The sequence below is a fragment of the Streptomyces coerulescens genome (genome assembly GCF_042657965.1).
GTDB classification, from domain to species: domain Bacteria; phylum Actinomycetota; class Actinomycetes; order Streptomycetales; family Streptomycetaceae; genus Streptomyces; species Streptomyces coerulescens.
In genome coordinates this window covers 21,291-42,535 of sequence record NZ_JBHSKM010000035.1, presented here as the reverse complement: position 1 = coordinate 42,535, position 21,245 = coordinate 21,291, and the positions used below count along the sequence as shown (strand labels likewise).

17 protein-coding genes and 1 riboswitch are annotated in these 21,245 nt (G+C 70.6%); of the genes, 11 read left to right on the top strand and 6 right to left on the bottom strand.

Annotation, left to right across the window (positions count from 1 at the left end; all coding sequences use genetic code 11):
• Positions 1–45 precede the first annotated feature (45 nt).
• The 3 genes from ACFPQ9_RS35025 to ACFPQ9_RS35015 form a co-directional block, all read right to left on the bottom strand.
• Positions 46–1,116 carry a prenyltransferase/squalene oxidase repeat-containing protein gene (locus ACFPQ9_RS35025; RefSeq protein WP_380862471.1) on the bottom strand — a complete coding sequence of 357 codons (1,071 nt, stop codon included), beginning with the start codon at positions 1,114–1,116 and terminating at the stop codon, positions 46–48.
• On the bottom strand, positions 1,113–1,847 hold the full coding sequence (locus ACFPQ9_RS35020; RefSeq protein ID WP_380862469.1) for a class I SAM-dependent methyltransferase: 735 nt from the start codon (positions 1,845–1,847) through the stop codon (positions 1,113–1,115). Before ACFPQ9_RS35020 ends, ACFPQ9_RS35025 begins: the two co-directional genes overlap by 4 nt.
• A 139-nt stretch (positions 1,848–1,986) precedes the next feature.
• Positions 1,987–3,588 (bottom strand): glycosyltransferase family 4 protein, encoded by a 1,602-nt coding sequence (locus tag ACFPQ9_RS35015; RefSeq protein WP_380862467.1) that lies wholly within the window; start codon positions 3,586–3,588, stop codon positions 1,987–1,989.
• 210 nt (positions 3,589–3,798) lie between these two features.
• Here ACFPQ9_RS35015 and ACFPQ9_RS35010 point away from each other — a divergent pair, with 210 nt between their 5' ends.
• The gene (locus ACFPQ9_RS35010) at positions 3,799–4,419 is read left to right on the top strand and encodes a TetR family transcriptional regulator (protein ID WP_380862465.1); all 621 of its coding nucleotides are present in this window, start codon (positions 3,799–3,801) and stop codon (positions 4,417–4,419) included.
• A 285-nt stretch (positions 4,420–4,704) separates the two neighbouring features.
• Here ACFPQ9_RS35010 and ACFPQ9_RS35005 read toward each other — a convergent pair whose 3' ends face one another.
• Both ACFPQ9_RS35005 and ACFPQ9_RS35000 read right to left on the bottom strand, forming a co-directional pair.
• On the bottom strand, positions 4,705–4,938 hold the full coding sequence (locus tag ACFPQ9_RS35005) for a ferredoxin (protein WP_380862463.1): 234 nt from the start codon (positions 4,936–4,938) through the stop codon (positions 4,705–4,707).
• A 3-nt stretch (positions 4,939–4,941) separates the two neighbouring features.
• Positions 4,942–6,399, bottom strand: a complete 1,458-nt coding sequence (locus ACFPQ9_RS35000; RefSeq protein WP_380862461.1) for an aldehyde dehydrogenase — start codon at positions 6,397–6,399, stop codon at positions 4,942–4,944.
• Between the two features lie 247 nt (positions 6,400–6,646).
• Here ACFPQ9_RS35000 and ACFPQ9_RS34995 point away from each other — a divergent pair, with 247 nt between their 5' ends.
• The 4 genes from ACFPQ9_RS34995 (at position 6,647) to fxsT (ending at position 13,628) form a co-directional block, all read left to right on the top strand.
• Positions 6,647–7,675, top strand: coding sequence for an MBL fold metallo-hydrolase (locus tag ACFPQ9_RS34995; RefSeq protein WP_380862459.1), 1,029 nt, complete (start codon positions 6,647–6,649; stop codon positions 7,673–7,675).
• 88 nt (positions 7,676–7,763) lie between these two features.
• On the top strand, positions 7,764–8,423 hold the full coding sequence (locus ACFPQ9_RS34990; protein ID WP_380862457.1) for a TIR-like protein FxsC: 660 nt from the start codon (positions 7,764–7,766) through the stop codon (positions 8,421–8,423).
• Positions 8,420–9,628, top strand: a complete 1,209-nt coding sequence (locus ACFPQ9_RS34985; protein WP_380862455.1) for a TIR-like protein FxsC — start codon at positions 8,420–8,422, stop codon at positions 9,626–9,628. Before ACFPQ9_RS34990 ends, ACFPQ9_RS34985 begins: the two co-directional genes overlap by 4 nt.
• Positions 9,621–13,628 (top strand): FxSxx-COOH system tetratricopeptide repeat protein, encoded by a 4,008-nt coding sequence (gene fxsT, locus ACFPQ9_RS34980; RefSeq protein ID WP_380862453.1) that lies wholly within the window; start codon positions 9,621–9,623, stop codon positions 13,626–13,628. The genes ACFPQ9_RS34985 and fxsT overlap by 8 nt, the downstream gene beginning before the upstream one ends.
• A gap of 122 nt (positions 13,629–13,750) precedes the next feature.
• Here fxsT and ACFPQ9_RS34975 read toward each other — a convergent pair whose 3' ends face one another.
• Positions 13,751–14,416, bottom strand: a complete 666-nt coding sequence (locus tag ACFPQ9_RS34975; RefSeq protein WP_380862491.1) for a phosphotransferase — start codon at positions 14,414–14,416, stop codon at positions 13,751–13,753.
• A gap of 100 nt (positions 14,417–14,516) precedes the next feature.
• Positions 14,517–14,611, top strand: a riboswitch (adenosylcobalamin-variant (AdoCbl-variant) riboswitch).
• A gap of 124 nt (positions 14,612–14,735) precedes the next feature.
• On the opposite strand from ACFPQ9_RS34975, the gene ACFPQ9_RS34970 reads away from it, so the two are divergent.
• The 6 genes from ACFPQ9_RS34970 (at position 14,736) to ACFPQ9_RS34945 (ending at position 21,107) form a co-directional block, all read left to right on the top strand.
• Positions 14,736–15,950, top strand: a complete 1,215-nt coding sequence (locus tag ACFPQ9_RS34970) for a prenyltransferase/squalene oxidase repeat-containing protein (RefSeq protein WP_380862451.1) — start codon at positions 14,736–14,738, stop codon at positions 15,948–15,950.
• Positions 15,947–16,612 (top strand): SCO2322 family protein, encoded by a 666-nt coding sequence (locus tag ACFPQ9_RS34965; RefSeq protein WP_380862449.1) that lies wholly within the window; start codon positions 15,947–15,949, stop codon positions 16,610–16,612. The genes ACFPQ9_RS34970 and ACFPQ9_RS34965 overlap by 4 nt, the downstream gene beginning before the upstream one ends.
• Positions 16,605–17,804, top strand: coding sequence for an energy-coupling factor transporter transmembrane component T (locus ACFPQ9_RS34960; RefSeq protein WP_380862447.1), 1,200 nt, complete (start codon positions 16,605–16,607; stop codon positions 17,802–17,804). The genes ACFPQ9_RS34965 and ACFPQ9_RS34960 overlap by 8 nt, the downstream gene beginning before the upstream one ends.
• Complete coding sequence (locus tag ACFPQ9_RS34955; RefSeq protein WP_380862445.1) at positions 17,801–19,522, top strand: ABC transporter ATP-binding protein; 1,722 nt, start codon at positions 17,801–17,803, stop codon at positions 19,520–19,522. The genes ACFPQ9_RS34960 and ACFPQ9_RS34955 overlap by 4 nt, the downstream gene beginning before the upstream one ends.
• On the top strand, positions 19,519–20,355 hold the full coding sequence (locus ACFPQ9_RS34950; protein WP_380862443.1) for an ECF transporter S component: 837 nt from the start codon (positions 19,519–19,521) through the stop codon (positions 20,353–20,355). Before ACFPQ9_RS34955 ends, ACFPQ9_RS34950 begins: the two co-directional genes overlap by 4 nt.
• 335 nt (positions 20,356–20,690) lie before the next feature.
• Positions 20,691–21,107, top strand: coding sequence for an aggregation-promoting factor C-terminal-like domain-containing protein (locus ACFPQ9_RS34945; RefSeq protein ID WP_380862441.1), 417 nt, complete (start codon positions 20,691–20,693; stop codon positions 21,105–21,107).
• Positions 21,108–21,245 lie beyond the last annotated feature (138 nt).

The following is a 21,245-nucleotide window of genomic DNA, read 5'->3' as shown; positions in this document are numbered from 1 at the left end:
GCGAGGGCGGGACGGTCCGCGCCGCGAGCGGCGGCACGGCCGCCCTCAGCCGCAGCAGTCCGGATCCAGCCCCGCGGGCAGGCGGTCCCCGCCGAACACGGCGCAGGTCGCGTCGTGCCCGCCGAGCGCCGCGACGGCCAGCAGCAGGGACCCGGCGGTCCAGGTCGTGAGCTCGCGGGGCCATATGGCCCGGTCCTCGAAGACGTACCCGGTCCAGTACAGCCCGCTCTCGGCGTCCCGCAGATGCTGGATCGACTGCAGGATCTCCAGCGCCCGGTCGGACTCGCCCATCGCCCACAGGGCCAGGGCGAGTTCGGCCGACTCGCCGCCCGTCACCCACGGGTTCGGCACGACGCAGCGCACCCCGAGCCCCGGTACGACGAAACGCTCCCAGCCCTCCTCCATACGGGACTTGGCCTCGGCGCCCGTCAGCGCGCCGCCCAGCACGGGGTAGTACCAGTCCATGGAGTAGCGGTCCTTGTCGAGGAACCGCTCGGGGTGCCGGCGTATCGCGTGCCGCAGCGCGCCGGCCGCCAACTCCCAGTCGGGTTGCGGCTCTTCGCGCTGCTCGGCGATGGCGAGAGCGCACCGCAGGGCGTGGTGGATCGAGGAGGAGCCGGTCAGCAGCGCGTCCGGCGTCGCCGTACCGTCATCGTCGCGCCGCCAGCCGATCTGCCCGCCGGGCTGCTGGAGTTGCAGGACGAACTCGATGGCGCCGTGGACGGACGGCCACATGCGGTCGAGGAAGGTGTCGTCGCCGGTGGAGAGGTAGTGGTGCCACACACCGACCGCGATGTAGGCGACGAAGTTGGTCTCGCGCCCGGTGTCGGTGACGTCGTCGAAGGCGCCGTCCGCGTAGGCCGCGTACCAGGAGCCGTCCTCGTTCTGATGCGTCGCCAGCCAGGTGTACGCCTTCTCGGCCGCCGTGTGTTCACCGGCGGTGTCCAGCGCCATCGCGGCCTCGACGTGGTCCCAGGGGTCGAGGTGGTGCCCGCGGAACCACGGGATCGCCCCGTCCTCCCGCTGTACCGCGAGAATGCCGGCCACGGTCGCGGCGGCCTCCTCGGCGGTGAGGACCCCGGGCAGGACGAGGTGTTCTGTCCGGGGGGTGGTCACCGCGCGTCCACCGCCGGCAGGTGCGGCTTGGTCGCGTACGCCACGAAGCTCTTGCCGATGAGCGGGTTCAGCGCCTGTTCGGCGACCCGCGTGGCCAGGGGTTTCTTCATGATGTCCCAGACCAGCAGCTTGTGGTACGCCCGCACCGGCAGCGCCTTGTCGTTGTCGACACCGAACGCGCACTTCAGCCACCAGTAGGGGGAGTGCAGGGCGTGGGCGTGGTGGGTGCCGTAGGGCTTCAGCCCGGCTTCCCTGATCTTCGCGAGCAGCTCGTCCGCCTTGTAGATCCGGATGTGGCCGCCCTCGACCTCGTGGTAGGCGTCGGACAGGGCCCAGCAGACCTTCTCGGGGCCGTAGCGCGGGACGGTGATGGCGATGCGCCCGCCGGGCTTCAGCACCCTGACCATCTCGGCGAGGACGCCCTTGTCGTCCGGGATGTGCTCCATGACCTCGGAGATGATCACGACGTCGAAGGACTCGTCGGGGAAGGGCAGCGCGAGGGCGTCGCCCTCCATCGCGGTGGCGGTGGCCCCCTCCGGCGCCTCTCCGGCCTCCTTCATCGCCGCGAACCACTTCGCGACCTCGCGGATCTCCTCGCCGTTCTGGTCCAGCGCCACGACCTGGGCGCCGCGTCGGTAGCACTCGAACGCGTGCCGACCGGCACCACAGCCGAGATCCAGAACACGGTCGCCCGGGGCGAGCGGGAACCGGGAGAAGTCGACGGTCAGCACGGGGGCCTGCTTTCGCGGTCGGAGGGGTGGGCGGGGTGGTGAGGGCGGGGGTGGAGGTGGGGCTGGAGTTGGAAGTGGGGCTGAGGTTGGAAGCGGGGGTGAGGACGAGGGCTGGGGCCGCCGGTCGGCTGCCCGGCGGTCACTGGGCGGCCTCGGTCACCCGGGCGGGGTTTCCGGTCTCGGCCTCCCCGGCCGGTACGGAGTGGCCGCCCTCGATTGCCGGTACGGCGTGACCGCCCTCCATTGCCGGTACGGCACTGCCCGCCTCGATCGCCGACACAGCGCTGCCCGCCTCTACTGACGGCACGCCACTGCTCGCCTCCATGGCCAGGACGGCACTGCCCGCCTCCCTGGCCGGTACGGCACGGCCGGCCCCGGGTGTGGACCCGGCGGTGGGGCGGCGGGAAGCCCGGGGCGTGGAGGGGGCGGTGGCCGATCGCGCCATCGCCTCGCGGTAGCGGGACACCGTGCCCTCCGCTGCCTTCGCCCAGGTGAAGTGGCGCAGGACCCGTTCCCGTCCGGCCGCTCCCAGTCGTCGGCGCAGTTCCTCGTCCCCCAGCAGCCGGTTGAGGCCGGCGGCCAGCGCGCCGGAGTCCCCCGGCGGCACCGCCAGGCATGTCTCGCCGTCGCGCCCGGCGACCTCGGGAATCGCCCCGCCGGTCGTGGCGACGAGCGGCGTCCCGGTGGCCATGGCCTCGGCGGCCGGCAGGGAGAAGCCCTCGTACAGCGACGGCACGCACGCGACCTCGGCCGAGCGGACCAGGTCGACGAGCTCGGCGTCGGAGATGCCCTTGACGAACTCGACGGCGCCTTCGAGGCCGTAGCGCTCGACGGCCTGCGCGACCGGCCCCTCGGTGGGCCGCTTGCCGACGACGACGAGATGGGCGTCGGGGTGCTCGGTGCGGACCTTGGCGAGCGCCTCGACGAGGAAGACCAGGCCCTTCAGCGGGACGTCCGCGCTGGAGGTGGTGACGATGCGGCCGGGGATCCGCCGAACCGACGGATCCGGCGAGAAAAGGTCGGTGTCCGCGCCGATGTGCACCACGTGTATGCGGTCCTGCGCGACGCCGAGATGGTCGACGATCTCCTGGCGCGACGTGCCGGAGACGGTGAGCACGGAGGGCAGCCTGCGGGCCACCCGCTTCTGCATCCGCGTGAAGGCGTACCAGCGCCGCACCGACATCCGCCGCCGCCATCCGTCCGCCGCGTCCAGCTCCAACTGGCGGTCCACGGTGATGGGGTGGTGGATGGTGGTGACGAGGGGCGCGCCCACGTCGCCCAACAGGCCGTAGCCCAGGGTCTGGTTGTCGTGCACGACGTCGAAGTCGCCGCGTCGGGCGCGCAGCAGGCGGCGGGCGCGCAGCGAGAAGGTGAGCGGCTCCGGGAAGCCGCCGGTCCACATGGTCCCCACTTCCAGCGCGTCGATCCAGTCGCGGTACTCGTCGCGTCCGGGCGTGCGGAAGGGGTCGGGCTGGCGGTAGAGGTCGAGGCTGGGGAGCTCTGTGAGGGTCAGCCGGCCGGCGTACTCCGCGCCCTCGTCGAGGACGGGGTAGGGCTGGGAGCCGATGACCTCGACGCGGTGGCCGAGGCGGGCCAGCTCGCGGGAGAGGTGCCGTACGTAGACACCCTGGCCGCCGCAGAACGGGTTCCCTTTATAGGTGAGAAGCGCGATGTCGAGCGGTCGCAAGCCGTCGGCGGCGGAGTCCTCCGGGGACCCGGCCTCCCTGGCCTCAGCGGTCACTCCAGGCCCCCTTCTCCCTGCTCTGTCCCGCGAGATTACGCCGGGACGCTAATCTAGAACAAGTTTCAGACTTGATCGTTCAAGAGGCTCTGAATCTACCGGCAGGTAGCGCCGCTGTGAGCGATGGATCAGGTGATTCACGCCACGGCCGAGGCCCTGGCATGCTCTGTCCGGTCACTCACCCTCACCGACTGTCACGGAACGGGATCCATGCCTGCGGAAGTCAGTAGCGCGAGCCCCGCCTCACCGCCGCTCACGGAGCGACAGGAGGCCCGTCGCCGACGCATCCTGCACGCCAGCGCGCAGCTCGCCAGCCGGGGCGGCTTCGACGCCGTACAGATGCGGGAAGTCGCGGAGTCCTCGCAGGTGGCGCTCGGCACGCTGTACCGCTACTTCCCGTCCAAGGTGCATCTGCTGGTCGCCACGATGCAGGACCAGCTGGAGCACATGCACGGCACGCTGCGGAAGAAGCCGCCGCAGGGCGCGACGGCGGCCGAGCGGGTCGCGGAGACCCTGATGCGGGCGTTCCGTGCCCTGCAGCGCGAGCCGCATCTGGCCGACGCGATGGTCCGCGCGCTGACCTTCGCCGACCGCAGCGTCTCCCCCGAGGTCGACCAGGTCTCCCGCCAGACGACGGTGATCATCCTGGACGCGATGGGCCTGGAGAACCCGACGCCCGAGCAGCTCTCCGCCGTCCGCGTCATCGAGCACACCTGGCACTCGGCCCTGATCACCTGGCTGTCCGGCCGCGCCTCGATCGCCCAGGTGAAGATCGACATCGAGACGGTGTGCCGATTGATCGACCTGACGAACCCGGAGGGGCCCGAGTAGGGCCCGCGCGAGCGCGCCAGGGCGCGAGAAAGACCTACGAGACGGGTTCCCTTCGCCGGCATGGTCCGGATCAGGTTCTTGGGGTCGCCTTCCGGTCGTACGCCGCGTACGGCCTTCCGGCCTCTCAGCCCGACCGTCGACGTCGGCACCGGCGGAAACCCTGTGTCTCTCGCCAGAGTCGGCTACTCCGGTCGGACTCCCTCACTCGTCTCGTAGGCCTACTTTCAGAATAGAACGAATGCCCGGAAATGGACCCTCCGAAGGCAAGATTCCTGGCGCCGTTTCTCATTCCTCGGGCGGGAACACCGGCTCACCGCTCCCGAGCAGCGTGATCACGATCGCCTCGACGGGGCAGCTCTCCGCCGCCGCCAGGATCCGCTCGTTCGCGTCGGCCTCCGGGTCGACCGGATGGGACTGACGGCCGGTGTCGAGGCGGAAGCCGTCGGGGGCGTGGTGGACGCACTGGGCCGACCCGATGCACACCGACCGGTCGACCTCGACTTGCCAGCGGTCACCCATCCCCTACGCCTCCCAGCCGGCCGGGAGATGGATCATCTTGTGCTCCAGATACTCGCCGAACCCCTCGGGCCCGAACTCCCGGCCCAGACCGGAGTTCTTGTAGCCGCCGAACGGGCCCAGCATGTCGAGGCTGAAGGTGTTCACCGAGTACGTCCCGGTACGGACCTGGCGTGCGACCTCGATGCCGTGCGCGGTGTCGCCGGTCCAGACGCTGCCGCTGAGGCCGTAGTCGGAGTCGTTGGCGATCTTCAGGGCCTCCGACTCGTCGCCGTAGGGAAGGAGGCAGATCACCGGCCCGAAGATCTCCTCACGGGCGATCCGCATGGAGTTGTCGACGTCCCCGAAGAGCGTCGGCTCGACGTACCAGCCCTTCTCCTGTCCCGCCGGGCGTCCGCCGCCGACCAGGATCTTCGCGCCTTCCTCCTGTCCGATGCGGATGTAGTCGAGGTTGCGGCGCTGCTGCCGCTGGGCGACCAGCGGGCCCACCTGGGTCGCCGGGTCGAGCGGGTCGCCGACCACCAGGGCGCCGGCCGCCGCGGCGAAGGCCTCGGCGAACTCGTCGTAGCGGGAGCGCGGGAGCAGGATGCGGGTCTGGGCCACACAGGCCTGGCCGTTGTTCATCCAGGCCGCCGGCACGACACCGGCGACGGTCGCCTCGACGTCCGCGTCCGGCAGGACGACGGCCGCCGACTTCCCGCCGAGCTCCAGCGTCACCCGGGTGAGATTGCGGGCCGCGACCTCCATCACCCGCTTCCCGGCCGCCACCGAGCCGGTGAAGGAGACCTTGTCGATCGCCGGGTGCCCGACGAGATACTCACTCACCTCACGGTCCGCGGGAAGGATGGACAGCACGCCCTCCGGCAGCCCGGCGTCCTTGGCGATCTCGGCGAGGAGGTAGGCGTCGAGAGGTGACTCGGGAGACGGCTTGAGCACGACGGTGCAGCCGGTGAGCAGCGCGGGCGCGAGCTTGGCGGCGGCGACGAACTGCGGGACGTTCCAGGGGACGACGGCCGCCACGACCCCGACCGGCTCGCGCCGCACGAGGATCTTCCCCAGCACCCCGTCGCGGGTCTCCTCATAGGTGAAGTTCCGCGCGACCGTGATCGCCGCGTCCCAGACCATCATGGCGCCGAGGGCCTGGGCGAGGACGCTCCAGGAGTACGGGGACCCGTTCTCGCAGGAGATCACCCGGGCGATCTCCTCGTGCCGCATCGCGATCCCGTCCTTGATCCGCGAGACGACCTCGATCCGCTCGTCGAGGCTCATCCGCGGCCAGGGCCCCTCGTCGAACGCCTTGCGCGCCACCGCGACGGCCCGGTCGACGTCGGCAGGCGAGGCGTGCGGGACGCGTCCGATGACCTCTTCGGTGTGCGGCGAGATCACCTCGATGACGTCCTTGCCGAGGGGGTCGGTCAACTCCCCGCCGATGAACAGCTGTCCGTGTTCCACGAGCTCGGTCATGGCCGACTGCCTCCCCGGAGAGCATGACTCTGACGAACCATCAGATCTACGGCACTGATACCAGTTCCGTCCGGAGTAGTCCACGGACCGCACGTAGATGACTCGGGCTCCCATCGGAACCTGTTCTAGTTATAGTGATCCGGTCGGCCGGAACGTGTCACGACGATGGACGTGTCCAGGCGATGGGACGTGTCACGGCGACGGGACGTGTCCAGGCGATGGACGTGTCACGGCGATTGGGGAGCCCATGGCGCAGATCTACGACCACGGCGGCGGCGTGAAGTCGATCCAGGTCCCCATCCCCGACAACCCTCTCGGCCACACCCTGGTGTACGTCGTGGACACCGACCGGGGTCCGGTGCTCGTCGACACCGGCTGGGACGACCCGACGTCCTGGGACACCCTCACCGAGGGTCTCGCGGCCTGCGGCACCGCGCCCGACGAGATCCACGGGGTGGTGATCACCCATCACCACCCCGACCACCACGGCCTGTCGGGGAAGGTGCGCGAGGCCTCGGGCGCCTGGATCGCGATGCACGCGGCGGACGCGGCGATCGTACGGCGCACCCGCACCACTCGCCCCGACCGCTGGTTCACCTACATGACGGCCAAACTCACGGCGGCCGGCGCCCCCGAGGAGCACGTGGCCCCCCTGCGCACGGCCCGCCGCCCCAGCACCCTGCCCGGCTTCACCCCGGCCGCCCCGGACCGCGAGATCGTCCCCGGCGAACTCCTCGACCTCCCCGGCCGCCGGCTGCGCGCGATCTGGACCCCGGGCCACACTCCCGGCCACGTCTGTCTGCACCTGGAGGAGGACCATCCGGCCCAACTCCCCGGTCGCGGCCGCCTCTTCTCCGGCGACCACCTGCTCCCCGGCATCACCCCTCACATCGGCCTCTACGAGGACCCCGACGACACGACCGTCACCGATCCCCTGGGCGACTACCTGGCCTCCCTGGAACGCGTCGCCGCCCTGGCCCCGGCCGAGGTCCTGCCGGCCCACCAGCACACCTTCACCGACGCCCCGGCCCGCGTACGCCAGCTGCTGACCCACCACGAAACCCGCCTCACCGACCTCCTGACCCTCCTCGCCACTCCCCTCACCCCCTGGCAACTCGCCGAACGCATGGAGTGGAACCGCCCCTGGGCCGACATCCCGTACCCCTCCCGCAACATCGCGATCGCGGAGGCGGAGGCCCATCTCAGGCGCCTGGTGAAGCTGGGGAGCGCGGAGGCGGTGGCGGGGAGTGAGCCGGTGGCTTATCTGGCGGTGTGAATTGCCCGGCTCCTCCGTATAGCCCCTTTGGGGGACTTGGCTGTGAAATGGTGCAAGGAACACCACACGGCTGGAGGGGGCAGCTCAGGTGACCGACTCCCACTCGTCCGGCCGCCCGGCTGACAGCCAGGATCCCTACTTCTTCCACAGCTACGCCCAGTTACCCGGCGTGGCCGCCGGCATGCGCGCGCCGGACGAACGGCAGGAGGCATTCCATCAACTGCTGTGCCGGTTCGTCCTGCAACTGACCACGCACGACGGGGAAACTCCGGTCGGCTTCCTCGACAAGCGCATGCCCCTGAGCGGCGAGTGGGAGAAGCACCTGAAGGAGGCGCTGGCGACCTGCCGGGTCTTCATGCCGGTGTATTCGCCGCGCTATTTCTCCAGCCACTGGTGCGGGGTCGAGTTCGACGGCTTCCTGCGACGGCAGACCGAGCATCACCGCAGTGAGCGCTACACCGTCAGCGCGATCGTCCCGGTGCTGTGGACCTCTCCCGGCCGGACCGTGTTGCCCGAGGTCGTCCAGCCGTTCCAGTACCACAGCCTCGATCTCGGGGACGACTACCGGCGCGTGGGGCTGCTGGGTCTGATGGAGGCGGGAAAGTGGGGCGTCTACCGGCGAACCGTGTGGCGGCTCGCCGAGCGGATCGTCGACGTCGCAACAGCAGCTCAACTCAAATCCTGCGAGATCAGCCTGTTCGACGGTCTGAGCAACGTCTTCGCGCCACGTACTCAGGCGGACTCATGACGGACTCGAATCCGGTCTTCTTCCTCAGCTACGCCCGCACGCCGGGGCTTCAGGGGGCCGACGCCGACCAGCCGGTCTTCTCCTTCTTCGAGGAGCTCGGGGAGCAAGTGGCCGGCCTGACCGGCGTGCCCGCGGAGCAAGCCGGTCACGTGGACCGTCCCGGCACAGCGTCCGATGGATGGCTCTCGAAGCTGACAGCCAGCAGTGTCCTCGTCCCGCTGTACGCGCCGCGCTACTTCACCGATCCACTCTGCGGGCGCCAATGGACTGCCTTCAAGCGACGCGTCGGCCCTGACTACGGTCGGGCCGTAGTCCCCGTCCTGTGGATTCCGCCCACCCAGGGCACCACACTGCCGATGGCGGCTCTGGACATCCCGGCGCACCTGCCGCGTGAGGGCGACGACGAGGAACAGCACGCACATGACCGCTACGCCGAGTCCGGCCTCTACCAGCTCATGGAGATGGAGGATGACGACCAGCGCGCCTACCGTGCGGTCCTGGGACGGCTGGCTCAGCGCATCACGCGGGCGTGGGAGGACACGCCTCCACGAACGGTCAGCATCGAGCGACTGACTGATCGGCCTGGCCTGGTGGACGCGTTCGCGGCACAACCGTCGAAGCCGACCCTGCGGATCACGGTCGTCGCGCCGACCGCCGCCCGACTCCCGCCAGGACGTGACGCAGCCTCCTACGGATCTGACACCGAGTCATGGCGGCCCTACCGCACGGCACGCGGAACGCTGACCCAGCAGGCTTTCGCTCTCGCTCGCAATCTCGGATTCGAGCCGGAACTGGTTCCGCTCGAGAAGGCATACGAGAGCATCACCTACGACGGTTCCGCGCGAGAACCCGTCAGGCCCCTCGCTCCCTCGGTGCTCGTGGTCGACGCGTGGATACTGGGCGATCTCAGGATCGCGGAGCAGGTGCAGCACATCGTCCAGGCCAACAGGCCCTGGCTGGCGGTGATGGCAGTGCTCGCCGAGGACGACCCACAGACCCGGCGCGACGAGGCACGGCTGCGGTCGCTGCTGGAGTGGACGCTGTCCCGGCACCGGCATCTGCGCGACATGCCCCGCACCGCTCGCGGTACGGCCGCACGGGGCATTCCGAAGGCCGATGCCTTCGCCTGGCTCTTCGCGGAGTTGGCGAAGAGTTGCTATCTGCGGTACCTCGAGTCACGGGTTCGGAGGCCAACGAGTGACTGACGCCCGAGGGAAGATCATCACCTTCTACTCGTACAAGGGCGGCACCGGCCGCACCATGTCCCTCGCCAACACCGCGTGGATCCTCGCGTCAGGTGGAAAGCGGGTGCTCGTCGTCGACTGGGACCTGGACGCGCCCGGCCTCGACCGCTTTCTGCATCCCTTCCTCGACCGCGACCGGTTACGGACCGCGCAAGGCATCATCGACCTCTTCCTGCACTTCAACCAGACCGTGCTGGAGCAGCGCAGGCCGCCGGAGCCCCGGTCTCAGGACGAGTGGGAGAGCGCGGAAGCGGCCTGGGTGGCCACCCAGGCCCATTTCAACCACTGCGTGATCCCGATCGACTGGGAGTTTCCGGGCGGCGGCCGGCTGGACTACGTCTCGCCCGGCACGCAGAACAAGGAGTACCTGTCGGCGTACTCGCAGTTCGACTGGATGCACTTCCTGGACCACACCTGGCACGGACCGGTCTTCGTCGAGGCTCTCAAGCACGAACTCACCCAGAACTACGACTACGTCCTGATCGACAGCCGCACCGGCCTGAGCGACGTCTCGGACGTGTGCACCGTGCTGCTGCCGGACGTCCTGGTCGTCGCTTTCACCCCGAGCAGCCAGGGCATGGACGGCGCGCAGGCCGTGGCGCAGAAGATCGACAGTCTTTACGGCTACCGGGGAATCCGCATCGTCCCGGTCCCCATGCGCGTGGAGGACGCGAACGGCGAGGCCGACCGGCTGGAGGCGGCGCGGGAGCAGATGCGGGCGAAGTTCGCCGGCATCGTGCGCCGGCACTGTGCTCTGGATGCCCAGGAGTACTGGGGCAAGGTCGAGATCCCCTACCGGCCCTTCTACGCCTACGAGGAACTGCTCGCCCCGTTCCGCGACGCCCCGGGCAGCCCCACCTCGCTGCTCGCCGCGTACGAACGGCTGACGGATGTCATCTCCGAGGGCGAGGTCACCGCACTCCCCCGCTTGGACGATGCCGAGCGCAAGCGGGTTCTCGCTCTGTACAAGCGGCCCAGACCGCTGGAGAACACCACCATCCATGTCAGCTTCGTCCCCGAGGACCGCACCTGGGCCGACTGGATCGAGTTCACCCTCAAGTCCGTGGGATTCCAGGTACGTCTGCTCTCCAACGGTGCCATCACCGCGCCGCCGCGCACTGCCGGGAAGCAGACGGTGGAGTCGCCCACCCGGACCGTCGCGGTCCTGTCCCATGCCTACCGGAGGTCCGCTGGGACCCACGCGGTGTGCGAGGCTGCCGACACGGTCGACGGCCTGGGCAATCGGCACAGCCTGGTGGCCGTGCGGGTGGACGACGTACGGCTGACCCCGCCGTTCTCCGAGCACGCCGCCGTGGATCTGACTCGCTGCGGTGCCGATGAGGACGCTGCCAGGCAGGCGCTGCTGAAGGCCGTGGAGGCCCCGACACAGCCGCCGTTCACCCCGGCTGCCGCAAGCGACGGTGGTCCTCGTTTCCCCGGAGCCGGGCAAGCGGTGCTGTCGTTGCCCATCCGCAACCCGTCCTTCACCGGCCGCGAGAAGCTGCTGGAGTTCGTGCGGGAGAGGCTGCGGGCCGGCAACGGCACAGTCGTCATGCGCGGCATGGGCGGGGTGGGCAAGACGATGCTGGCCTTGGAGTTCGCCCACCGATTCAAGGGCGACTACGACGTCATCTGGCACATCCAGGCCGATCAGCGCAACCTCGCGATCGAGCAATACGCGGGTCTGGCAGGCCATCTGGGCGTTCCCGAGTGCAAGAACCCGACGGCGACGGCGACCGCCGTCAGGGACGCGCTGTGTCTGGGCCGGCCCTACAGTCGCTGGTTGCTGATCCTCGACAACGTCGAGCATGTGAGCGATCTGTCCGATCTGCTCGTGAGCAGCAAGTCAGGCCACATCCTGGTCACCAGTCAGCGCTCCGAGGGCTGGGAGCGGTACGCGGAGATCGTCGATGTCGGTGTGTTCGAGCGCGAGGAGAGCGTGGCGCACCTCAAGCGCCGACTGACCGAGTGCAGCACCGAGGAGGCCGACGAAGTGGCCTCCGCCCTCGGCGATCTTCCGCTGGCCGTCGAACACGCGGCCGCCGTACTCAGGGAGAGCGGTCTTCAGACCCACGAGTACGTCAAGCTCCTCGAACGCCAGCCCTCCGCCGACACGGCCGGCCTGAGCCCCGACGACCGTCTCCTCGACGTCTCCAAGACCTGGAGCGTGGCCATCGGGCAACTCAACAAGAGCTTCCCGCCGGCGGTTCAACTGCTCAAACTGGCCGCCTGGTTCAGTCCGGAGCCCATCTCCATGGACCTGCTGCAGAGCACGCAGATCGCGCATGCTCTGACCGGCCATGACGGCCCGGTCGACCGGGAGTTCCGCCCACGCGCCTTCGACAGCACGGAAATGATCGCGCGAGCGTTCCAGGAGCTCAGCCGACTGTCGCTCGCCGAGGTGGACCGAAGGTCACGCAGTCTCCGCGTGCATCGCCTGGTGCAGATGTCGGTGCGCCTGAACATGACGGAGGAGGAGCAGGAGGCCACCCGGGACGTCGTGTTCCGCACCCTGGTGGCCGCCCGTCCCGAACAGGACGACCCCGAGGACCACCACACCTGGCACCGCTACCGCATCATCTGGCCACACTTGGGAACTCCCTGGGCCCTGGCGTCGCCCGACTACGGCATCCGCAAGCTGATCGTGGACCGAGTGCGCCAGCTGCGCCGCCGCGGCGAGCTCAAGCAGGCGTACGACCTGAGCACGCGCGTGCATCAGGGCTGGCTCGAACACAGCGGGCCCGACGAGCGCTGGGTGCTGCACATGGGCTTCCAGATCGCGAACATCCTCCGTGCCCGGGGCAGATACCAGGAGGCCCTGGAGCTGGACATGGACGTACTACACCGCCAGGAAGCGGCCCTGGACAGCCTGCACGACCTCCACATCCTCATGACGTCCGGCGGCGTGGCGGCCGACCTGCGCGGTCTGGGCCGCTACAGCGAGGCGCTGGAACGCGACCGCCTCAACCACGAGCAGTTCCTGGAGTTGTTCGGCGAGGACCATCCGCGAAGCCTCATGGCGGCCCACAACCTCGCCGTGTGTCTACGGGTGTTGGGGCAGTACACGGACGCCCTGCGACTGGACCGCAAGACGATGGAAACCCGGAACAAGATCTTGGGCACGGAACACCCCTACACCCGGGAAACGACCATCAGCTACGCCCGCGACCTGCTCGACTGCGGCGACTACGCCGGATCCGAGCTCAGGTTGCGGCGCACCTACGACCAGTGCCTCGCCAACAAGGAGTTCGGTCCTTCCTCACCCACCACCATCAACGCCGGTAGGGCACTGTCCGGCGCCCTGCTCCAGTTGGGCCGGGCCCAGGAGGCCGAGGATCTGACGCGTACGGTGCTGGCCAATCTGCCGTCCGAAGAAGGCTCCGCCTCCCCCAACCGGCTGCTGCTCCAACTGGGTCTGGCAGGCATGCTGGGCGCGCAGGGCCGTAGCGACGAAGCATGTGACCTCGCTCGTCAGGTCCTGGACGACTGCCGTCGGCTCTTCCATGACAAGCACCCCTACACGGTGGCCTGCCACGCGAACCTGGCCGTGCTCCTCTATGCGGCCAATGAAGTGGCCTCCTCCCTCGCCCACGCCGAGCAGGCGGCAAGGGCCTTCGCGGAGATCTTCGACGACGGCCATCCGTTCACTCTGATGTGCCGGATGAACCTGGCCAATGCCCAGGCCGCACTGGGACAGCGGGAACGAGCCCGTGCCACGTACGAGGAGGTATGGGACCGGCTTCGCGACGTCCTCAACGACAATCAGCACCCCGCTCCACTGGTCTGCGCCGCGAACCTCGCGGTGGTCCTGAATGAACTGGGAGAGACCGAGGCCGCCGAGCGGCTTCGCGAGGAAGCACTGGGTGCGCTCACCGCGCGGCTCGGTGCCGACCACCCTCGGGCCCTCGCCCTGCGTGAGTGGAGTCGCTCGGGCTGGGAGTTCGATCCCCACCCGATCTGATCCGCGGGGGCCCGCCTCCCGTCGCCCGCCGGTCGCACTCGATCGAGCGCGACCGGAGTCGCCCCACACTGCAACGGTCGAGGACCCCGGCCTTCGACATGCCCCACCTCGCGGGCCGACCGCTAGCCACGCATGAAGACGCGGATCAACTCTTCCGCTTCACCGAGGAGTTCGACTTCCCGCAGCGACATCGTCGGGTTGGCGGCCCGTCGTCGCAGCGCCTCCGTGAGGCCGTCGAGGGTGAGGTGGGACGGGTCGGCGAGGAGCGCCGCAAGGATGGCTCGGGCGGGTTCGGCGATGGGTTCGTCGTCGACCGCGACCTGGGCGAGGATCACCGCCGAAGTGCCCCAGTCCAGGCCCGGATCGCCCTCCTCGGTGTTGTTCCAGTCGATGACGTAGGGGCCGTCGGGGGTGAGGATGACGTTGTCAGGGTGCAGGTCGAGGTGCAGGACGCTGCTCCCGGGCCGGCGCGCGGGGACCTCGTGCAGCTGCCGCAGCAGGCGGGCCAGGATGCCGCCCGCCTCATCCGCGCCCATGGTTCCGGCGCTCAGCGCCCCCAGCATCGTCGGCCCCGACAGCCGCTGCATCACCAGGTCGGTCCGCGAGGAGTCGGCGAGTCGGACTCCCGGCGCCGGATAGCCGTGGTCGCGGATGTGTGCCATCACCGCTCCCTCGGCGAGCGCGTCGCCCCACCCCTCCCGGTCCCGGCGCAGCACCCACGCCTCGTCGATCTCGTACACGTCGGCGGTCCGCCCCGCCCCGAGCAGCCGCCCCACCGGTCTCCGCATCGCCTCTGCCCCCTCCGTCACGGGCCGAAGGTATCGGGTCGCACGGGCGGCCCCGAGGGTCCGGGTTACGGGCGGGTAGAGTGTCGCCGTCGTCATCACCCCCGTACACGGGAAAGCCGGTGCAAATCCGGCGCTGACCCGCAACCGTGAACCGGTCGTCGTCGAAGGCCGGTGAGCCGGATCGCCGTGTACGGGCGTGACCGGCTCACGTGCCCCGGCAGTCGGCCGGAGTGCGGCACCGTCGAGGTATACGGAGCCGAGCCGCCCGGGGTCCCCCCTGTGCTGCCCGGTTCCCTTTAGGGAAGGGCACCCGCCGATCATGTACGTCCGTCGCAGCGCCGCGGTACTGGCCGCCGCCGTCGTGATCGGCGCGGCCGCGCCGGCCATAGCCGCCGACTCCTCCCCCTCCGCCTCGCCGAAGCCGACCCACCCCGCCGGGCTGTACGGCACCACCGACCCCACCTACGACGGCGTCTGGCGGCAGTCCCTCGCGTTGCTCGCGCAGGACACCGTCGGGGTGAAGCCCGCCCCGAAGGCCGTGGACTGGCTGGTGGGGCAGCAGTGCGCGAGCGGCGCCTTCGCGCCCTACCGTGCCGACGCCGCCGCCGACTGCGATGCCAAGACCCTCGTCGACACCAACAACACGGCCGCCGCCGTGCAGGCGCTGGTCGCGCTCGGCGGGCACGACGCCGCCGTCTCCAAGGCCGTGACCTGGCTGAAGTCCGTCCAGAACAAGGACGGCGGCTGGGGATACATGCCGGGCGGGGCCAGCGACACCAACTCCACGTCCGTGGTGATCGGTGCGCTCGCCGCCGTCGGTGAGAAGCCGGAGGGGATCCGCAAGGACGGTCGGTCGGCCTACGACGCGCTCGGCAAGCTCGCCCTGCCCTGCAAGGGCGACGGTGCGGGCGCCTTCGCCTTCCAGCCCGACAAGAAGGGCAAGCTGCTCGCCAACGCCGACGCCACCGCGGCCGGTGTCCTCGGCTCCCTCGGCAAGGGCCTCGTGGTCGGCCCCGGCAAGCAGTCGGCCGCCTCCTGCTCCGACGCCGGCGACCCCACCCCGCAGCAGACCGCCGCCAACGGCGCCGCCCATCTCACGGCGGCCCTCGCCAAGGACGGCCACCTCACGTCCGCCCTCCCCGGCGCCGAGGACCAGCCCGACTACGGCAACACCGCCGACGCGGTCGTCGCGCTGGCCGCGTTCTCCGGCGCCGACGCCGCCGCCAAGCCGCTGCGCTGGCTGGAGCGGAACTCCGCGAAGTGGGCCGAGCAGAGCGGCCCGGCGGCCTACGCCCAGCTGATCCTCGCCGCCCACGCCACCGGCACCGACCCCCGCGACTTCGGCGGCGCCGACCTGGTCGAGCAGCTCAACGCCACCGGTCCCGCACCTCAGGCCGCGACCAAGGCCACGAACGAGGAGAAGACCAAGGACGACAGTCCCTTCGGTGTCTGGTGGTACGTCGGCATCTTCCTCGTCGTCGGCATCGGCATCGGCTTCCTGCTGAGCGGCCGCAAGAAGGGCCCGCAAGCGTGATCCGTCGCATGCTCGCGCCGCTCCTGGCCGCGCTGGTCCTGCTGACCGGCGCGGCCCAGGGCGCCCATGCGGCCGGCTATCGCTACTGGTCCTTCTGGGAACGCCAGGACGGCAACTGGATCTACGCCACCCAGGGCCCCTCCCTCGCCCGTCCGTCCGACGGCGACGTCCAGGGCTTCCGGTTCGCGGTGAGCGAGGACTCCAAGGACGCGACACAGCCCAGGGGCGCGGCCGAGTTCGCGGTGATCTGCGCCAGGACGCCCGCCGAGGACGGCACCAAGCGGGTGGCCCTGGTCATCGACTTCGGTACGGCGGCCGACGCCCCGTCCGGCGAGACGCCCCCGGCCCGCCGGACGGCGTGCGCCCGGGTCGCTCCGGACGCGACGACGGCGGAGGCCCTGGCGGCCGTCGCCAAGCCCCTGCGTTACGACACCAACGCCCTGCTGTGTGCGATCACCGGGTATCCGCAGAAGGGCTGCGGCGAGCAGGTGTCGGGCGGTGGCGGGGAGACCGGGAAACCGACTGCGGCCGGGCGGACGGCCACCGCGGCCGAGGACGACCCGGACGGCGGGCTCTCTCTGGGCCTGGTCGCGGGCATCGCCGTGGTGGTGATGCTGGGGGCGGCGGCGGTCTGGCAGGCACGGCGGCGCGGGAATGCCTAGCCGAGCCGAGCTTCCCGTGGGCGCGGAGACGCGGGGGGAGGCTGCCCGGCAGGCACCGCCCGCCGCCACCCTCCGCCCGACCCACCGCTCCCCCCTCCGCCCGACCCACCGCTCCCCCCTGCACCCGGGCGCCTGGTGGCTCTGGGCCCTCGCCCTCGGCACCGCCGCCACCCGCACCACCAACCCCCTTCTCCTCGCCCTCCTCATCGCGACCTCCGCCTACGTCGTGGCGACCTGCCGCCCGAACGCCCCCTGGGCCCGCTCCTACTCCGTCTTCTTCAAGCTCGCCCTGGCCGTCCTCCTCATCCGGCTCGTCTTCGCCGTGGCCCTCGGCTCCCCGATCCCCGGCACCCATGTGATCGTCACCCTCCCGGAGATCCCCCTCCCCGACTGGGCGCAGGGGATCCGCCTGGGCGGCAAGGTCACGGTCGAGACGGTCCTCGTCGCCCTCTACGACGGGCTGCGCCTGGCGACGCTCCTCATCTGCGTGGGCGCGGCGAACTCCCTCGCCAACCCGACCCGGCTGCTCAAGTCCCTCCCCGGCGCCCTCTACGAGATCGGCGTGGCGGTGGTCGTGGCCCTCACCTACGCGCCCAACCTCATCGCCGACGTCCAGCGCCTGCGGGCCGCACGCCGGCTGCGCGGCCGGCCCGACAGCGGTGTGCGGGGCCTTGTCCAGGTGGCGCTCCCGGTCCTGGAGGGCGCGTTGGAGCGGTCGGTCGCCCTCGCCGCCGCGATGGACGCGCGCGGCTACGGCCGTACCGCCGAGGTTCCGCGCCGCGTCCGCCGTACGACCACCGCGCTCACCCTCGGCGGACTACTCGGTGTCTGCGCCGGAACGTACGGCCTCCTCACCGCCGAGGGCGGCACCTACGGTCTCCCGGTCCTCCTCGCCGGACTCGCCGCCGCTCTGGCGGGCCTACGCCTGGGCGGCCGGCGTTCCCCGCGCACGTGTTACCGCCCGGACCGCTGGGACGCCCGCGCCTGGCTGGTCGCCGGTTCCGGCGCGGCGGTCGCCGCGCTGCTGACCCTGGCCGCCGACCGCACCCCGGAAGCCCTGTCCCCCGGCGTGATCCCCCTGACCGCCCCCACCCTCCCCCTGTGGCCCGCGGCAGCAGTCCTCCTCGGCCTCCTCCCTTCCTTCATCAGCCCCGCGCCCCGTCACCCCACCGCCCCGAAGGAGCCGTCGTGATCCGCTTCGAGAGCGTCTCCGTGACGTACGACGGTGCCGCCGAACCCACCGTCCAGGGCGTGGACTTCGAGGTTCCGGAGGGCGAACTGGTGCTGATCGCCGGCCCGTCCGGGGTCGGCAAGTCCACCGTGCTCGGCGCGGTGAGCGGGCTCGTGCCGCACTTCACCGGTGGCACCCTGCGCGGCCGTGTCACGGTGGCCGGCCGGGACACCCGTACGCACAAGCCGCGTGAACTGGCCGATGTGGTGGGCACGGTGGGCCAGGATCCCCTGTCCCACTTCGTCACGGACACGGTCGAGGACGAGCTCGCCTACGGCATGGAGTCGTTGGGCCTGCCCCCTGACGTGATGCGACGCCGCGTCGAGGAGACCCTCGACCTGCTCGGCCTCGCCGACCTGCGTGACCGCTCCATCGCCACCCTCTCCGGCGGTCAGCAGCAGCGCGTGGCGATCGGCTCGGTCCTCACCCCGCACCCGAGCGTCCTGGTCCTGGACGAGCCGACGTCGGCCCTGGACCCGGCCGCCGCGGAAGAGGTCCTCGCCGTACTCCAGCGCCTGGTCCACGACCTCGGCACGACGGTCCTGATGGCCGAACACCGTCTGGAACGCGTGGTCCAGTACGCCGACCGGATCGCTCTCCTGTCCTCCCCCGGCACGGCCCCGATCCTCGGGACCCCCGCGGACATCATGGCCGTCTCCCCGGTGTACCCCCCGGTGGTGGCCCTGGGCCGCCTGGCGGGCTGGACCCCACTGCCCCTGACGGTCCGAGACGCCCGCAGAAGAGCGACCGACCTACGCCAACAGCTTGAGAACCGCACCTCCATCGCCCCAGAGGGGCGCGGGGAACTGCGCGACCAGCCACAACAGACCCGCAGCCGCCGACAACCCGAATCCCCCACCCCCTCCGGCGCCACCCCCCACCGCTGGTTCCGCCGCAAAGAGACCCCCACCACCCCGACATCTCCCCACGCCGCCGAGGTACAAGCCCTCTCCGTAACCCGCGACCACATCCGAGCCCTCCGTCACATCAACCTCCGCCTGCCCCTCGGAGAGACCGTCGCTCTCATGGGCCGCAACGGCGCCGGCAAGTCCACCCTGCTCAACACCCTGGTCGGCCTGGTGGCACCCACCACCGGCTCGGTCGCCGTAGGCGGATCCGTACCGCACCGCACCCCGCCCCGCGACCTCGTCCGCCGCGTGGGACTCGTCCCGCAGGAACCCCGCGACCTCCTCTACGCCGACACGGTCGCCGCCGAGTGCACGGCCGCCGACGCCGACGCGGGCGCCGAACCCGGCACCTGCCGCACCCTCGTCTCCGAGCTGCTCCCGGGCATCGCCGACGACACCCACCCCCGCGACCTGTCCGAGGGCCAGCGCCTGACGCTCGCCCTGGCCGTCGTCCTCACCGCCCGCCCCCCGCTGCTCCTCCTCGACGAGCCGACCCGTGGTCTGGACTACGCGGCGAAGGCCCGCCTCGTGACGCTGCTGCGCGACCTGGCCGGCCGGGGCCACGCGATCGTGCTGGCCACCCATGACGTGGAGCTCGCCGCCGAGCTCGCGGACCGGGTCGTCCTGCTGGCCGAGGGCGAGGTGATCGCCGACGGTCCGACCGCGGACGTCGTCGTCTCCTCCCCCTCCTTCGCACCGCAGGTCACCAAGATCCTCGCCCCGCAGAAGTGGCTCACGGTCACACAGGTGCGAAAGGCCCTGGCATCATGAGCGCCACGAAGAGCTCTCCGCCCCGGACGCGTCCCGTTCACCTCGGCCCCCGCTCCATAGCGGCCCTCGCCCTGGTCAGCGCCGTCGGCGTCGCCGCCCTGATGTGGCCCTTCCTCGCGCCGCCCGAGTCGGCGGTGGTCGCGCACAGCGAGGACGCCCCCTGGTTGTTCGCCTGTCTGCTGGTGCTGCTGGTCGCGGTCGTCGGGGCGACGATCTCCGAGTCGGGGCTCGGTCCGAAGGCGGTCGCGATGCTCGGGGTGCTGACCGCGACGGGAGCCGCCCTGCGCCCGATCGGCGCGGGCACCGCCGGTCTGGAACCGATGTTCTTCCTCATGGTGCTGAGCGGCCGGGTCCTGGGCCCGGGCTTCGGCTTCGTGCTCGGCTCGATCACGATGTTCGCGTCGGCGCTGCTCACCGGCGGGGTGGGCCCCTGGATGCCGTTCCAGATGCTCCCGATGGGCTGGTTCACCATGGGCGCCGGGCTGCTGCCGGACCGTCACCGGCTGCGCGGCCGCGCGGAACTTCTGCTCCTGTGCGCGTACGGCTCCCTGGCGGCCTTCGCCTACGGCATCGTCACGAATCTGGCGGGCTGGACCTTCATGAAGGGCCAGGCCTCGTCCATCGCCTTCTCCGAGCACGCCTCCGTGTCCGTCAATCTGGCCCACTTCGTCGCGTACTGCCTGGCCACCTCGCTGGGCTGGGACCTGGGCCGGGCGATCACCACCGTCGTACTGACCCTGGTCCTCGGCTCGGTGATCCTCAGGGCCCTGCGCCGGGCCACTCGCCGGGCCGCCTTCGAGACCCCGGTCACGTTCGACGCACCCACACCGTGAGGATCCACGCGCGGACCGTCACCGACCCGGTGAAGCACCCCACATGACCCACGTCACCTACGATTCACCATAGTCGGACAAAACGGATGTCATGCACGCGTCCGCACCACTTCTGACCTGCACATAGAGAGCCACGTCACACGGACCGCTCGACGCCCGCATACGACCACAACTAGCAAAAGGGCTCATTGCGGACACCCATCCGGCCTGTTTCTCTGGATGACGTCGCACGGCGCCGACGTGCCCACTGGGCCGCGGCGCCGACGCATGCCACCGCCTCGCATCGCATGGCTCCGGCACGCACCCGACACCCTGTCCCCGAAGAAAGGCTCCCCGTGTCCGCTGTTTCTCTCCTCCGCCGCGCCTCCGCCCCGAAGAAGGCCCTCGCCGGTGTCACCCTGGCCGCTGCCGCCGCCGGCACGCTGTTCGCCGCCGCGCCCTCGCAGGCCGCGACGACCGGGTCCTCCTCGGCGCAGGCGATAGCGAAGAAGATGATCTCGGACTCCAGCCAGTACCAGTGCTTCTCCAAGATCGTCGACCACGAGAGCGACTGGAACGTCAACGCCACCAACTCCTCCTCCGGCGCCTACGGCCTGGTCCAGGCTCTGCCGGGCAACAAGATGGCCTCCGCCGGCTCCGACTGGAAGACCAACGCGGCCACCCAGATCGAGTGGGGCCTGGACTACATGAAGGACCGCTACGGCAGCCCGTGCGGCGCCTGGGGCTTCTGGCAGTCCAACGGCTGGTACTGAGCCGACCCGGCCCCAGCCCTCAGAACCGAAGGCGGCGACCCCCGATCCCCGGGGTCGCCGCCTTCGTCCATGTTCACCGCAATTCCAACATCCACATGGCGATTCGCAATCGGTCAACTGATCAATTCACTCTCGCTC

Excerpts from the sequence above, each read along its gene's own strand:
- ACFPQ9_RS35010 (WP_380862465.1), top strand. The coding sequence starts at position 3,799 with ATGCCTGCGGAAGTCAGTAGCGCGAGCCCCGCCTCACCGCCGCTCACG.
- ACFPQ9_RS35005 (WP_380862463.1), bottom strand. The coding sequence starts at position 4,938 with ATGGGTGACCGCTGGCAAGTCGAGGTCGACCGGTCGGTGTGCATCGGG.
- ACFPQ9_RS35000 (WP_380862461.1), bottom strand. The coding sequence starts at position 6,399 with ATGACCGAGCTCGTGGAACACGGACAGCTGTTCATCGGCGGGGAGTTG.
- ACFPQ9_RS34995 (WP_380862459.1), top strand. The coding sequence starts at position 6,647 with ATGGCGCAGATCTACGACCACGGCGGCGGCGTGAAGTCGATCCAGGTC.
- ACFPQ9_RS34985 (WP_380862455.1), top strand. The coding sequence starts at position 8,420 with ATGACGGACTCGAATCCGGTCTTCTTCCTCAGCTACGCCCGCACGCCG.
- ACFPQ9_RS34975 (WP_380862491.1), bottom strand. The coding sequence starts at position 14,416 with ATGCGGAGACCGGTGGGGCGGCTGCTCGGGGCGGGGCGGACCGCCGAC.
- ACFPQ9_RS34970 (WP_380862451.1), top strand. The coding sequence starts at position 14,736 with ATGTACGTCCGTCGCAGCGCCGCGGTACTGGCCGCCGCCGTCGTGATC.
- ACFPQ9_RS34960 (WP_380862447.1), top strand. The coding sequence starts at position 16,605 with ATGCCTAGCCGAGCCGAGCTTCCCGTGGGCGCGGAGACGCGGGGGGAG.
- ACFPQ9_RS34950 (WP_380862443.1), top strand. The coding sequence starts at position 19,519 with ATGAGCGCCACGAAGAGCTCTCCGCCCCGGACGCGTCCCGTTCACCTC.